Below are 14399 nucleotides of genomic sequence, written 5' to 3'. Positions count from 1 at the left end.
AAGGCGTCTGACGATCATGGCGACGACCCGGATCAGCATGCAAGGCAACCGGCACGACACGCCGCATTACTGGCGCGACTGGCCGCGATGCAACCGGATGATCTCCGCCCCAAGGAAGCACTCGATCTCTTGTATGAGTTGCGCGCGCTCTACGACAGTGAAGCCGATACAGCCGCCAATCCAGCTCCTGGACCGAAAGGCGCCTCGCTGCCGCGAGCACAGGGAAACCCGATCACACCGTGATCTGGCCAACCGTGCGCCCACCCGCCCCATCAATGGCCCACGGGCCATGGACCGCACGGCTTATCGTCCTTCTCGCCCTGAGTGGCGCGACGGCGCAGACAAACGCCGTGGTGACGACCGTGTTCGCGGCCTCTGCGCCACGCACCGCGTCAATGGCCATAGCCAGTCGGACAGCCACATCAGGTGCATCGCACGCATCGGCCGTGGCACCAGACGACAGCACGTCGTTTGCGGTCCTCGCCAACATGCCATCGTCGACGGATGATGAACGAGACACGCAAATCACGCTGCAATCGATCGCCCATGCCGCAGGTGTCCATTTCATCGTCGATCTCGGCAACATTCGAGGCGCCGACGAATCATGTAGCGACGCCCTGTTTGCGCGACGACGGGCGTTGCTCGATGCCGTTCCCGCGCCGGTGGTATTCGTGCCAGGCATGCGCGACTGGGTCGACTGCGCCCGCCCTGGCGCCGGCGGATTCGATCCCGTCGAACGACTCGACGCGGTCCGTGATGCCTTCCTATCCGGCAACCAATCGCTTGGCACCCCGGCGATGCGCGTCATCCGGCAGTCGGAACTGCCGGCTTTCATTCCCTATCGCGAGAACATGCGATGGATCGATGACGGTGTGGTCTTCGCCACGCTTAACGTGCCAGGCGGCAATAATCATTTTCTCGACGGAGGCGGACGCAACGGCGAATATGAAGATCGCGAAGTGGCCAATCGAAACTGGATCGATCACGCCGTCACCGATGCGGAGCGGCGCCATGCCCGCGGCCTCGTGTTCCTGTTCGCCGGCGATCCCGGGTTTGCCTCCAACGCCACGGGCGCGCGCGCGAATGAACGCGATGCCGCGGGCACCCACTGGGCCGCCCCGTTCGATTGGTGGTTTCGCCGTCCGCACGAACGGGATGGCTATGCGTCCTTGCGTCGCGACCTGCTGCAGGCCGTGGCGCGCTTTAATGGTCCCGTCCTGATCATCCATGGACGTGACACGCAACGCGCGAAGGCATCGCGTAAAAGCCCTCGCGCAAGCGATTCAACCCATGGCAGAAGTGCGCAAACGGCGAAACAAGAAAAACGCGACGAAGCACGCAATGAGAAGCGCGGTGTACGCGTACTCGATAACACGCTGCCGCCGGTGGTTGCCTTGGAGACACTGACTCGCGTACCTGACGGTCCCGTCCTGCATGATGTGCAACAGGTGATGGTGGACAATCCCCGTGGGTCCCGGCAATGGCTACGTGTTACGTTGCCCACCGCAACGGAAAACCGAACGACCACGCGGCCGGCACGCACGGTCCACGGCTCGGCGCACGGGCGCAAGAGCGAAGAAGGGTCAGGATTTCACATCCGAGTAGAGCGGATCGACGATGCCGCTTTCGAGACGGCATCTCGCACCGCGCCGCCTCCGCCAGCACCATCGAACGCGTCGCCGGATACACCGTCGAGCGCGCCATCGACGACGCGCCCCGCCAGCCCGATGCAGCCTGCCGGAGCGCCCGCCAATGGCATGGGATTACCGCCCTGGCCCGGCAACGCGTTCCGCCTGAATCCGGCCGGCACATCCCGCGAACACGAGGCGCAAGGCATTCCCACCGCCAGGCCAGGCCCGTATCAAAGCGGTCCTGCATCCAATGCAAAAAGCACGTCGGATTACGACGTGCTTTCGACTGCGTCAGGCATAGCCACTCATCATGCGCCAACGCAAGACACTCCCGCCGTAAATACCGGCGGGCTGGACGATTCGCTACTACCGGGCGAACCGGAAGAGCCGGCGGACCCGGTTGAAACTGGTTTGGGCGATGATGCCGACCACAGCGGGACATCAGCGTTGAACGGTATTACAAGGCCAGAAATGCTACCCCTTCCCCCTGCCCGATAACCCCCGACTAGTGCAGCGTCGGCTTGGGGGGCGGCGTGCTGTCGTCCTCGTCGTCCTCATCCTCGTCAACGACCTCAAGACCATCGATGCCATGCGCATGCTCGTGCTCGATTTCGTCTTCGGTCGCCTCGCGGACTTCCGTCACCGTCAGGGCAAACCGTAGTGCCATGCCGGCCAGAGGGTGATTCCCGTCAAGCACAACCTTGTCTTCCGCCAGATCAGTGACGGTATAGATGAGGGTTTCACTAGCTTCATCCGCTTCATCGGGTGCGCCCTCAAACTGCATGCCGACTTCCAACGGTTCCGGAAAACGGGTACGGGCTTCCACCTTCACCAGCTCCGGATCGTAATCGCCAAACGCGTCGCTGGGCTCGAGCTGGATCTGCGTCTCGAAACCATTCTCCTGCCCGTCCAGCGCTTCCTCGATCTTGGGGAACGTGCCATCATAGCCGCCGTGCAGATACACGAGTGGCTCATCACTTTCTTCGATCAGATTGCCTTGCGCGTCAGACAGCGTGTATTTCAGCGCGACGACGGTGTTCTTCGCGATTTTCATTCGGTTCTCCGATTTTCGCCCCCATTATACGATGCCCGACCGGCTTTCTCGCGTTCGCGTTCCCCGCGTCGCAACAAAACATGCGCCGCACGCGACAATCGAGTGTCTCGCACCGCGGCTGCCCCACCCCGTGCCACCCACGACAACGTGGCCAGTCCTCTACCGCGACCAGCCTTCCAGACATCATGCGTAAGTCTCTCCGACATCCCCTTGCCTTGCTCGGCGGTTTGAGTCCCATCACGTTCATGCGCGAATACTGGCAGCGCAAGCCACTGCTGATCCGCCAGGCGGTTCCCGAGATCGCCGGCCAGTTTCACCCAGATGACCTGTTCGATCTGGCGCAGGATCACGATGTCGAATCTCGGCTGGTCGAACGCCGTCGCGGACGCTGGCATTTGACCCCGGGACCATTCGAACATGATCCGCGCGACCCCAACCCCGTCACGGAAAACGGTGACTGGCAAGGCAACTTCGCGAAACATACCACGGCCTCGCATCGACGCGGCCCTGCCGACCGCTCTGCTGTGCCGCGCCGACTCGGCGACAAGGACTGGTCCCTGCTGGTCCAGGGCGTCGATCTCTTCGATGACGACGCGGCGGCATTGTTACAGCGATTCCGATTTATTCCGGATGCGCGCCTCGATGACCTCATGATCAGCTATGCGGTGGATGGCGGCGGCGTCGGCCCGCACTTCGATTCCTACGACGTCTTCTTGCTTCAGGCCGAAGGACGGCGTCGCTGGCGCATCAGCGCTCAGACCGACCTGCGTCTCGACCCCGCGCAACCGATGAAGATCCTGCGCCATTTCGTCCCCGATGAGGAATGGGTGTTGAATCCAGGCGACATGCTGTATTTGCCCCCGCATATTGCCCACGACGGCATCGCCATTGGCGAAAGCATCACCTGCTCGATAGGTTTCCGCGCCGCCGACGAAACGGAACTCACCGTGCAATTTTTGCACACCCTCGCGGAACAAATTGCCGATGCGCGAGCGCAAGCGGATCGCGCGCCGATACAGCCGGCAACAACTGTCGCCAAGACCCCGCGGCGCGGGCATGCACGGAGCACTGAACCGGCAAGCACCGGTCGACCGGACCACCGCCTATATCGCGATCCGGATCAACCAGCGGTCTCAAAACCCGCAGCCCTGCCGGCGCAACTGATTGCCCATACCCAGGAAGTACTTTCACGTGTCACCTGGGACGGCAAAACCGTCGGTCGCTTCCTCGGCACGTATTTGACGGAGCCGAAGGCAAACGTGTTCTTCGATGCGCCAACCCGACGCATGTCCCGTGAAACGTTTGTCAAACGGCTGCTGGCACAGGGCTTGCATCTAGATAAGCGCTCACGGATGCTTTACGACGATTACGGCGTATATCTGAATGGTGAGACATTGCCTTTGGATCACTGGTCGGAGATGTTGGCAAGCGCCGGAGAATCAAGAGAGGCTTCAACGCGCGAAACGTCGTCACAAGCGAGGGTCGCACTGCGGTCGAACATCACAAGGCGGACCGCATCCGTGCCAATCGTAATACGACGATTGACCGTCAAAAAAGCCCGTCGAATGCTGCGTGACAGCCTGATGAAACTGGCTGATCAGCGGTGGTTGCAGCCTGACGATTTTGTAACACTCTCTCACGATTCTCCGATAGTATCGGCGTGGCACGAGTGGTATCTTGCGGGCTGGATTCGGTTGGCTGTTGCATCCGATCGATAGTCGTGGCAGCGTGGTATGCCACAGCAGCGTCGTCGATACGACGTTGCAGGCTTTGAGCGGAAGAAACCGGCTGAGTTACCTGCATTGTGTCGACGGTGCGGCGCAAAATGCATATAATTTTGTGTTGTGCTGTCGTAAAGGATTACGCACGACGCCACCGCTTTTCTGTCATCACGGAATGCGGGGCCGCGTGCAGTAGTACACACGAACGGACGTTTAGCAGTAGCTTACTTTAACCATAAAAGGGACGTGATCATGAACAAGACTCTCATCGTTGCTGGTTCGCTGGCATTGGCATTGGCACTGGGCGCTTGCGGCAAGAAGGAAGACACGAGCAACGCGAGCGCGGCAAGCGACGCGGCAGCGTCGGCGTCGGCCGCTGCATCGAGCGCAACGGCCGCCGCTTCGAGCGCATCGGCAACGGCGAGCGACGCGGCAGCGTCGGCAGCAGATGCCGCTTCGAGCGCAGCTGCAGCATCGTCGACGGCAGCTTCGGCAGCCATGGCAGCTTCGGGCGCGAGCCAGTAAGTCATGTGATTCATATTGCCCGATCGTTCATGGCACGAACGGGCAATATGTGTTAAATGCAAAAAACCGGCTTTTAGCCGGTTTTTCATTTTTACATGTCAAATGGATGCGCAATCATTGATCGATGTCAGACAATGACATGTAAGGGGCGAAGGCGTACGTCGACGCAACGCCCTATAGCGTCAGCCACGCGAAACCCTCATCCTGGGTAGCGATGATGACATCCTCGTCCGCCCTGCCCCAGACCGCGTTTATTGCCGTCCGCGCCAACGCAGCCTGATTGTTTTCCTTGCTTAGATGGGCGGCCACCAGATGTCTTAAGCGACTGTGATTGAGCGAACCCAGAATTTCGGCCGCACTATCGTTCGCCAGGTGCCCCAGCGTGCCCCCGATTCGCGCTTTCAATGCAGCGTGATAGCGGCTGTTCGCCAGCATCGAACGATCATGGTTGCATTCCAGTACCAACGCATCGCAACCCTGTAGCGACTGCGTAATGTGCGACGTACCGCATCCGGCATCCGTCAGCACACCCAAGGTCCTACTGCCATCGCTAAACACGAATTGCAACGGTTCACGTGCATCGTGTGGCACCGTGTAAGGGCGAATCTGAAAATCTCGCAATGCGAGCGGCACACTGCATTGCAGCAGATGCAATGCGATTCGCGCATCGCCGACCGCACCCATAGCTTGCGCCGTACCCCAACTGGTGTAGAGCGGAATGCTGAAGCGGCGACACAACGTCAACGCGCTGCCGATATGATCGGAATGTTCATGGGTGATAAGAATGGCATCGAGATCCTCGACGCACAGACCTACCCGCTCCAGACGGCGGGAGATCTCCTTGGCAGAGAAGCCGCAATCAAGCAAGATGCGGGTCGTCGTGGTGTCGCTCGTCTGCTCCACAACGAGGGCGTTGCCCTCGCTACCACTTCCCAGGCTGGAAAATCGCATCAGCCCACCAGCCGGCGATCGGAATGGATCGCCCCGACGACAAGTAGCCGCGCAAACGCAACCGGCATCAGCTCAATTGCGCTTTCAACAAGGTCACCAGACGACGCGCTTCACGCGAACCATCCGGGCGTCCGTTGACGTCGAGCACCATCACTTGAGCACTCCCCGCGGCATCTGCACGGACGGTTACGTGTAACGGTGCACCACTGCCCTTTGTCGCAGGCCCCTTGAATAATTTGCCGAATATTCCGGACGTCCGAGCATTGTCGTTGACCGGATTCGCATATCGAACAATAAACGTCCCCGTTTGTTGATTGCTTTCGTCGACAAGGAAATCACTTCGATCCAGTGCCAGGCCAACACGCAACCACGCGCGATCAACCGGTTCATTGACGCGCAGGATCGGCGCACCGCTCGTGGTGTCCAGCGTTACCACGCGGGCATCCGCCGGACGTGCGCTGACAATCAGCTGTTTTGTCTGCGCATTTGTCAGGCCGAAACGCTCCATCAGCCTGCCCATGAAAGCCAACTCGAGTTCCGGGTTGCGCGGACTGTCTTCCCAACGCGTGGTGGTGGCGGTGTTGCCGGTGCCCACATCCTTTTCCACCATGCCGCGCTGCGTGATGTATACCGCGGTCCCGCCGTCCGCCGTCCGCTCCAGCCGCGTGCGGAACTTGTCACGCGTCCCGGAAGAATAAATGCCGTCTACCAGCTTGCCGAACGTGCGGCGGAACCAGTCGTTCGGGATTTTGGCGCGATTCTCTGCCCAATCGGTCTCCATCACACCGGTTGTCGGGGAATCGAGTGCGATGTCAAAACCGTTGTCCGCCCAGAACGTCTTCAGGATTGGCCACAACTCTTCCGGTGAGCGACCATCTACGATCAGCCATTGCTGATTGCTGTCCTTGACCACATGCATGCCCAATGGGTCTTGTGGCGTGGGAAGCCCTATCGTCTTGGCGCCATCCTGCGTAATGCTCATCTGCGGACCGGGATTTGCCACCGCCACCGGCGGCGCGACATACTTCGAGTCGAGTTGCGGCTGCGCGAGACCGGGCGGTACTTTCAGATCCGGTACCGACGTCGCATGTGAATAATCGACCTTATCCCCGGCCAGCTTGTCCTTCAATCCGGCACACCCCGACAACGACGCAACCGTCGACAACGCCAATAGCGCCATGGCAGGACGATACGCTTTCAAATTCATACGCGATTCCATACGGTCCTTCTCAGATAGACGACAACAGGCCAGCGTCCCGCATGGCGGTACGCATATCGGCGTGGAAGCGCGCGTCGAACGGTGTCAGCGGCAGGCGGACGCCGCCGGCAATCTTGTTCAACTGCTGCAGCGCCCACTTGACCGGGATAGGATTTGCCTCGACGAACAGCGCGCGATGAAGCGCAAGCAACTTCAAATGCAACGCCCGGGATGTTGCAATGTCACCGGCCATCGCTGCCTTGCACAAGTCATGCATGGCACGCGGCGCGACGTTCGCGGTAACGGAGATATTGCCGTGACCGCCGAGCCACATCAACGCAACCGCCGTCAGGTCGTCGCCGCTAAACACGGAGAATCCTTCGGGTGCATCGCGCAAAAGGCCCGCCGCGCGGTCCAGATTGCCGGTGGCGTCCTTGATGCCAATGATGCCGGGCACCGCTGCCAGACGAATCGTCGTCTCGTTGCTCATGTCAGCAACGGTGCGACCCGGAACGTTGTACAGGATGGAGGGCAGGTCGACGGCTTCCGCAATCGCCTTGAAATGCCGGTATATCCCTTCCTGCGTCGGCTTGTTGTAGTACGGTACCACTTGCAACGTGGCGTCCGCGCCAAGGCGTTGCGCCTCGCGCGTCAAGGCTATCGCTTCGTTGGTGGAATTTCCGCCGGCGCCGGCAATGACCGGAATCCGTCGGTCCAGATGCTTGACGGCGGCATCGATCATCAGCAGGTGTTCGTCCACCGGCAATGTCGGCGATTCACCACTGGTACCGACGACGACGACGGCATCGGTACCTTCGGCTACATGCCAATCGAGCAACGCGCAAAAAGCCGGCAGGTCGAGGGCGCCGTCATCGCGCATCGGCGTAACAATCGCGACGATGCTGCCCTGAATGGAACGTCGCGCGACGCCGTCTTTGTCGGATCCGCGCACGGTGGAAGCAAGGGTCATGGCACTCTGAAATTCGAGGATTCGAAACGGTAATGCGCGATTGTAACGGATTCAGGCCCGCACACCTATCGGCAAAGGTTTCAATACGTTGCAGCGGGCCTGACAGCGGCCCTACGGGTGATTTTTACCGAACCAGGGCGAGCAACGGAAGCAGCATGAAGCGGATCACCTGAAAAAAAACATCGATCAGCGGTGATAACCAGTAACGTTGCAACAGGCTGGTGAGCACCAGCGCCATCACGATATAAAACCCGTAGGGCTCGATCCGGGAAAATGCGTAACCCTGCTTGGGTGGTAGCAGTGCGACCAGGATCCGACCACCATCGAGCGGCGGCAGCGGAAACAGGTTGAAAACGCACATCACCAGATTCACCATGAGCCCGGCCTGCGCCATCTGCAGGAAAAAGGGTTCCACGACGCCCGACACCTGCAGCAGCACCGACGTAATCGCCCAAATCAGCGCCTGCACGAAATTGCAACCCGGTCCGGCCAGCGTGACCAGCAAGCCATGCCAGCGCGGATTGCGAAGCTGGCCGAACGCCACGGGCACCGGTTTAGCGAAACCGAACAGGAACGCCCCGCTGGTCACGAAATAAAGGATCAGCGGCATCACGATCGTGCCGATGGGGTCGATATGTCGCGACGGATTCAGGCTGACGCGACCTAGCACATAGGCGGTGCGATCCCCGAAAAGATAGGCGACATAGCCATGGGCGGCCTCGTGCAGCGTGATCGCGAACAGGACGGGAAGCGCGTAGACCGCGATGGTTTGAATGAGGGTATCCATATTTGGCCGCTATTGTAACAACACGCGAGGCCCGTCGCGCCACCGCCGACTATTTTTTGCGGAAGAATCGACCGCCTCATGACGTCGGCACACGCCCTCGGAACCACCGAGGCACGCCCGCTAGCGATCGATAGGATGGTATTAATGGCGTCCGCCTTGCCCGGATCTAGCGGACCACGGAATCGGCCACCACGTCATCCTCGGACAGCCCGAACGGCGCGAGGTCGCCGCGTCCGACGCGCACCAGAATCGGGGCCGGCCCCGTCAGATCGATCACGGTGGACGGTTGGGCCGCACACGCGCCACCGTCGATGACGAGGTCGATCTGCTTTTCGAGGCGGACGCGAATGGCTTCCGGGTCGTTCAACGGCTGCGTGTCCGGTGGCAGAATCAACGTCGAGGCAATCAGCGGCTGCCCCAGTGTTTCCAGGACCGCGAGCGTCAACGCGTGCGCCGGGACACGCAACCCGATAGTCTTGCGCGATGGGTGCGAGAGCCGTCGCGGCACTTCCTTCGTTGCCTGGAGGATGAATGCATAGGGTCCCGGCGTCACGGCCTTCAAGGTGCGATATTGCTGATTATCGACGATCGCGAAATTCGATAGTTCGGACAAGTCCCGCACCAACAGGGATAGCAGTGCCCGCTCGTCCAGACCGCGAAGACGTCGGATACGCTCGACGGCGGCCCGATCGTCGAGATGGCACGCCAGGGCATAACTGGAATCGGTGGGTAGCGCGATAACACCGCCGTTATTCAGGATTTCCACCGCCTGGCGCACCAGTCGCGGCTGCGGGTCCACGGGATGCATACGGAAATACTGCGCCATCGAAACCGCTCCTTAAATCCAATCTTTCCACACCGGCACCAGATCCGTCGGCAGCGGTGGCAAGGTCCCAGGCATGTTGCGGCCATCATCCATGCCGTGGAAGTCCGAACCGCGCGATGCCCGGAAGCCGTATTGCCGAGCCACCCGCGCATACGCCACATATTGATCGGGGGTGTGGCTGCCGGTGATGACCTCGATCGCATCGCCGCCACGTTGGCGAAATTCATCAAACAGCGCGGCGAATTCCAGATCCGTGTACTGATACCGTCCCGGGTGGGCGATGACTGCAGTACCGCCGGCCGCCTGAATCCATGCCATCGCGTCGCCGAGGGAGGCCCAACGATGCGCCACGTAGCCTGGGCGGCCCTCCGACAAGAAGCGCCTGAAAACATCCGCGGTGTTGGCCGCCACCCCGCGCTCGACCAAAAAGCGCGCGAAATGTGTACGGGAAATCAAATCCGGATTCGACACATACCGTAACGCGCCGTCATACGCGCCATCGATCCCCATTGCGGCAAGCTTGTCGCCTATCAAACGCGCACGGGATTGGCGTCCGCCGCGAATGCTCGTCAGCCCGCGCGCCAAGGTGGGATGCTCGGGGTCCACATTGAGGCCTACGATGTGGAGGGTTCGCTTGGCCCATGTCACCGATATTTCCACGCCGCTCACATAGCGAATGCCATGCGCTTCGGCAGCGGCAGCGGCCCGGGCCTGGCCGCCAATTTCATCATGATCGGTCAATGACCACAGTGTGACGCCTCCTTTCGCAGCCAGCGCGGCGACGTCCTCCGGGGACATCGTGCCGTCCGAAACGGTGGAGTGGCAGTGAAGATCGGCATTGACGAAGTAAGCATTCATTGCATCATTTTATCGCAGACTCGCCGCCTGCCTCGGCCATCTGTGTCAGTGCCGCGATTTCGGCGTCGTCGAAACCCGCAGCCTTTCGCGCAGCGATATTGAAAGGACCGTGTTGCCGCGGCGCCCGGTAATCCCGGGCCAGCACGGCGTAGTAACCCACGGGGTCCCTTCCGCTACGGGTACACAGCCAACGGTACCAGCGGTTACCGATGGCGACGTGGCCGACCTCATCGCGCAAGATGATGTCGAGGATGCCGGCAGCAACCGTATCGCCTGCCGCGGCCAGTTTGGCGCGTATCGGCGGCGCCGCATCCAGCCCGCGGGCTTCAAGCGTGCGCGGCACTAGCGCCATGCGCGCCAGCACATCGTCTTTCGTCCGCAAGGCCATCTCCCACAAGCCGTCGTGCGCGGGATATGCGCCATAGGCGCTGCCCAGGTACGCCAGATGGTCCGCCAGCAACGTGAAGTGATAGCCTTCCTCCGCGGCCACCTTGATCCAGTCCCGATAGAAATCAAGAGGCATGCCATCGAATCGCGCTACCGCATCCAGCGCCAGGTTGATCGCATTGAATTCGATATGTGCAATTGCATGCAGCATCACGCAACGGCCCTCAAGCGTGGCGACATTCCTGCGCGCCAGATCGCGAGGATCGACAAGTCGCGGATGCACGGGACGGCCCGGCACGTCCGGCGGCGGATGCACACCACTGTCGGTCGCCATGTCGTTGCCGGCCTTGGCGCCGCTTTCCGGGGTGGCCGTGGATAAGCCGTCCTGCAACGCTCGCGCCATTGCCGCTTTTTCTCTCGGCGCTTCCACGAGCAGCGCGTCCCGGGCCGCCCATCGTAATCGCGAAAGCGCATGCGCCGTCATCAGCCGTGACTTCATTTCACTGCTTCCTTTTTTTACCGCCCCCATCCAGTACCCGGGCCGTGTAGTCAACGGGACTGCCGTTACAGTCGGATACAATAGCGGATATACGCGCCCACGGTCCGCCACCCGCCATTATCTATCCCGCGCGGTGGTTGTAGAAAGTCGACGCGAACGTCATTCGCGGCGCCCGTGGTCTCATAACCGCGGCGTCGGCGCTTGATACCCGGCGATGCGACCCCATTTCATAGGGCATCCGGCCTCATTTCTCCGTGGGTGCGTGTCGGCCCAAGCATGGCCCCGCCCTATCCCTTTGCCCGACGCGCTTCCACGCGGCCAGGAGACAACGTGACGATTTACCGCCTAGGGGAATATGTCCCTATTATCGATGAAACTGCTTTTGTTGCGCCCGGCGCTACCGTGATCGGGCGGGTGACGCTGGGCCCCGGCGTCAGTGTATGGCCGGGCGCGGTGCTACGCGGCGATAACGACGTCATTGAAGTGGGCGAAGGCAGCAATATCCAGGATGGATCGGTGCTGCATGTGGATGCGGGCCATCCGATGCGCATTGGTCGCGGTGTGACCATCGGGCATCAAGTGACGTTGCATGGCTGCACGATCGAGGACAATGCGTTGATCGGCATTCAATCCGTCATTTTGAATGATGCGGTAATCGGACCGGATACGCTGGTCGGCGCCGGAGCGTTGGTCACAGAAGGCAAGCGCTTCGGACCAGGTGTCATGGTGCTGGGATCACCGGCCAAGGTCGTGAGGACGTTACGCCCGGAGGAAATAGAGAAACTACGCGACAGCGCGCGAAGTTATGCCGCACGCTGTGCATTTTACAAGGAAAACCTGGCCCGTGTGGGGTAAGGTTTGAACACTGCAGGTAAATCGGCAATGAATGATCAGTTAGAACGCTTCATGTTCGAGGCGGGACCCGTTCGAGGCGAATACGTCTCATTGAAAAAGACGTGGCGCGACGTGCTCGACCGCCGCGACTACCCAGCGCCAGTGCGGGCGATGCTTGGCGAGATGATGGCGGCATCGGCCCTGCTATCGGCCAACCTCAAATTCGACGGCGCGCTCGTCATGCAGATCCACGGCGATGGCCCGGTGAAAATGCTCGTGGTCCAATGTAATTCGGATTTGTCGATGCGCGCCACCGCGAAACTGGCAGTCGACGTGACGTCTTTGCCAGAGAACGCGACCATGACGGAACTCGTCAATCTCAACGGGCAGGGACGATGCGCGATCACATTGGACCCGCGCGAAAAACTGCCGGGACAGCAGCCCTACCAAGGCATCGTTCCGCTATCCGATGACGATGGGCCGATCACCAGCATCGGCGGCGCGCTCGAATACTACATGCAGCACTCGGAACAGCTGGATACGCGGCTTTGGCTTGCTGCCGACAGCGAACGCGCGGTAGGCGTTCTGTTGCAAAAGATGCCGGGTACCGGCGGGCATGCATTGGCCAGCGACGATGGCGATACCTGGGACCGCGTCTGCGCGCTCGCCGGCACGCTGAAACAGGATGAGATGCTGTCGACCGAGGGCGACACACTGATGCATCGCCTGTTCTGGGAAGAACGGCGCGCGCATGCGGACAGCCAGCCAACGCGCTTCGCCTGCGGTTGTTCACGCGAAAAAGTCGGCGGGATGCTAACCATGCTCGGACGCGCCGAGGTGGACGATATCCTCGACGAAACCGGCGAAGTCGAGGTCCATTGCGAATTTTGCAATGAGCGCTACGTATTCGATCGCGTCGATGCCGTGCAATTATTCACGGCCCCGATACCTGGCGACGTGTCGCCCGCGCCGGAACAACGCCACTGATGTGCGCTGTACCGCCGGCGTGACGCTGGCGGATTTAATCCGCACCACCGGAGAAATCATCATGCCCGTCACTTCCCGGCAGAATCGGCCAGGAACGCGCAAGCAATCGATTGCACACCTAATGATATCCGCCTGCATCTGGCGGGCGTTCACGCGACGGTATACGTGCGCGTTGATGCTGCCCTGCTGTTCCACGCTATTGCTTGGCGCATGCACCACGCCTCCAGCCGGCGCCCGAATCACCGCCCCTGCAGGTACGATACTGAGCCGCTTGCCGCCCGGAACGCCAGGTGCCGCAACCTTCACGCCGGAGCGGGAGCCAAGCGCGGAAGAAAAAGCACGGCGCTATGACGAACTGGATCGGCAAGCACTACGTGAACAGGACGAAGTGTTCCGCGCCGAAGAAGCCGCCGCGATTGCTGCCGCCGCGGCGCGTCGCAACAATGTCTATGCAACGCCCTATTACGGCGGCTATGGTGGCTACGGCGGTTGGAACGGGTGGGGCGGGGGAAATGGCTGGGGATGGGGATGGTAGCGCGTCACCATGACAGGCCCTTTGCCCATGCAAGGCGTGTGTAGCACGCATGGGCTCAAGGCATGACATTACGCATCATCAATCATGACGGCTGCGACGCTTTTCAACGGCATCCTTGCGTCGGGCCGCCTCATCCGCGAGGCGCTTGGTCTGCGCACGGCCACGGGCCGGCGGCTCCGGCACGACGGAAAGCGGTGTCGTCGACATCACGCCCCGCGTCGACAAATCGGATTGCGTGTTCTGTGGCAATTTCATCTGCTCGGCTGGCGAAACGAATTGAACGAAGACCTCGTCCTGCTTGATCATCCCCAACTCATAGCGCGCGCGCTCTTCCACAGCCGCCGTACCATGCTGCAGGTCGTCGACTTCGCCGGCAAGACGATCATTCCGATCCTTTGCATCGGCATTTTTCTGCAGTTGGTTTGCAAGCTGCTGCTGCAGATCATGCACGCGCAGCCACCCGCCCGAACCCCACCACAGCGGATATTGGACCAGCACCAGCAGCGCGATCAAAACGACGGTAACGAGCCGCATACTCTATTTTCTGAATCCCGGCGGGCATACCCGTACCGTGATAGCCAATCCAATTTATTGAGATACCGCTTAAGCAGACGCCGGCGAGCCCCCCCGCCAAAA

The 14399-nt window shown here is 60.8% G+C and carries 14 protein-coding genes and 1 pseudogene; 5 read left to right on the top strand and 10 right to left on the bottom strand.

The features are described 5' to 3' along the window. The first annotated feature begins 239 nt into the window (after nucleotides 1-239). Entirely contained in the window at nucleotides 240-2129 is a 1890-nt protein-coding gene (locus SJQ66_RS21750; protein WP_320534534.1) for a hypothetical protein, read from the top strand. Between the two features lie 7 nt (nucleotides 2130-2136). On the opposite strand, the gene SJQ66_RS21745 is transcribed toward SJQ66_RS21750, so the two are convergent. Next, on the bottom strand, nucleotides 2137-2685 hold the full coding sequence (locus tag SJQ66_RS21745; protein ID WP_024902386.1) for an FKBP-type peptidyl-prolyl cis-trans isomerase: 549 nt from the start codon (nucleotides 2683-2685) through the stop codon (nucleotides 2137-2139). A gap of 185 nt (nucleotides 2686-2870) precedes the next feature. Between SJQ66_RS21745 and SJQ66_RS21740 the strand changes: the two are divergent. After that, nucleotides 2871-4088: pseudogene (locus SJQ66_RS21740) on the top strand (cupin domain-containing protein); the annotation flags it as partial. 542 nt (nucleotides 4089-4630) lie between these two features. Here SJQ66_RS21740 and SJQ66_RS21735 read toward each other — a convergent pair. The 8 genes from SJQ66_RS21735 to SJQ66_RS21700 all read right to left on the bottom strand — a co-directional run bounded on the left by SJQ66_RS21735 (nucleotide 4631) and on the right by SJQ66_RS21700 (nucleotide 11407). Then, nucleotides 4631-4945: a hypothetical protein gene (locus SJQ66_RS21735; RefSeq protein WP_320534532.1), complete on the bottom strand. Its 315-nt coding sequence runs from the start codon at nucleotides 4943-4945 to the stop codon at nucleotides 4631-4633. Between the two features lie 160 nt (nucleotides 4946-5105). Continuing rightward, nucleotides 5106-5882 carry an MBL fold metallo-hydrolase gene (locus SJQ66_RS21730; RefSeq protein ID WP_024902383.1) on the bottom strand — a complete coding sequence of 259 codons (777 nt, stop codon included), beginning with the start codon at nucleotides 5880-5882 and terminating at the stop codon, nucleotides 5106-5108. Nucleotides 5883-5949: 67 nt separating this feature from the next. Next, nucleotides 5950-7089, bottom strand: coding sequence for an NlpB/DapX family lipoprotein (gene bamC, locus SJQ66_RS21725; RefSeq protein WP_046153468.1), 1140 nt, complete (start codon nucleotides 7087-7089; stop codon nucleotides 5950-5952). Nucleotides 7090-7111: 22 nt separating this feature from the next. Continuing rightward, complete coding sequence (gene dapA / locus SJQ66_RS21720; protein ID WP_024902381.1) at nucleotides 7112-8050, bottom strand: 4-hydroxy-tetrahydrodipicolinate synthase; 939 nt, start codon at nucleotides 8048-8050, stop codon at nucleotides 7112-7114. Nucleotides 8051-8174: 124 nt separating this feature from the next. Further along, nucleotides 8175-8837 (bottom strand): site-2 protease family protein, encoded by a 663-nt coding sequence (locus tag SJQ66_RS21715; protein ID WP_024902380.1) that lies wholly within the window; start codon nucleotides 8835-8837, stop codon nucleotides 8175-8177. 166 nt (nucleotides 8838-9003) lie between these two features. After that, nucleotides 9004-9663, bottom strand: coding sequence for an L-threonylcarbamoyladenylate synthase (locus SJQ66_RS21710; protein WP_320534531.1), 660 nt, complete (start codon nucleotides 9661-9663; stop codon nucleotides 9004-9006). A gap of 12 nt (nucleotides 9664-9675) precedes the next feature. Beyond that, on the bottom strand, nucleotides 9676-10521 hold the full coding sequence (locus SJQ66_RS21705) for a 3',5'-nucleoside bisphosphate phosphatase (RefSeq protein WP_024902378.1): 846 nt from the start codon (nucleotides 10519-10521) through the stop codon (nucleotides 9676-9678). A gap of 4 nt (nucleotides 10522-10525) precedes the next feature. Beyond that, entirely contained in the window at nucleotides 10526-11407 is an 882-nt protein-coding gene (locus tag SJQ66_RS21700) for a ferritin-like domain-containing protein (protein ID WP_024902377.1), read from the bottom strand. Nucleotides 11408-11737: 330 nt separating this feature from the next. On the opposite strand from SJQ66_RS21700, the gene SJQ66_RS21695 reads away from it, so the two are divergent. The 3 genes from SJQ66_RS21695 to SJQ66_RS21685 all read left to right on the top strand — a co-directional run bounded on the left by SJQ66_RS21695 (nucleotide 11738) and on the right by SJQ66_RS21685 (nucleotide 13763). Next, complete coding sequence (locus SJQ66_RS21695) at nucleotides 11738-12262, top strand: gamma carbonic anhydrase family protein (protein WP_253465295.1); 525 nt, start codon at nucleotides 11738-11740, stop codon at nucleotides 12260-12262. A gap of 27 nt (nucleotides 12263-12289) precedes the next feature. Continuing rightward, nucleotides 12290-13228: an Hsp33 family molecular chaperone HslO gene (hslO, locus tag SJQ66_RS21690; RefSeq protein ID WP_024902375.1), complete on the top strand. Its 939-nt coding sequence runs from the start codon at nucleotides 12290-12292 to the stop codon at nucleotides 13226-13228. A gap of 61 nt (nucleotides 13229-13289) precedes the next feature. Then, the gene (locus tag SJQ66_RS21685) at nucleotides 13290-13763 is read left to right on the top strand and encodes a hypothetical protein (protein WP_253465292.1); all 474 of its coding nucleotides are present in this window, start codon (nucleotides 13290-13292) and stop codon (nucleotides 13761-13763) included. Between the two features lie 78 nt (nucleotides 13764-13841). Here the strand turns inward: SJQ66_RS21685 and ftsB are convergent, their stop codons facing one another. Further along, nucleotides 13842-14297: a cell division protein FtsB gene (gene ftsB / locus SJQ66_RS21680; protein WP_024902373.1), complete on the bottom strand. Its 456-nt coding sequence runs from the start codon at nucleotides 14295-14297 to the stop codon at nucleotides 13842-13844. Between the last annotated feature and the right edge of the window lie 102 nt (nucleotides 14298-14399).

Source organism: Robbsia andropogonis (assembly GCF_034047095.1).
GTDB classification, from domain to species: Bacteria; Pseudomonadota; Gammaproteobacteria; order Burkholderiales; family Burkholderiaceae; genus Robbsia; species Robbsia andropogonis.
The sequence above is the reverse complement of the archived record's forward strand: the minus strand, read 5'-3'. Positions and strand labels throughout refer to the sequence as shown.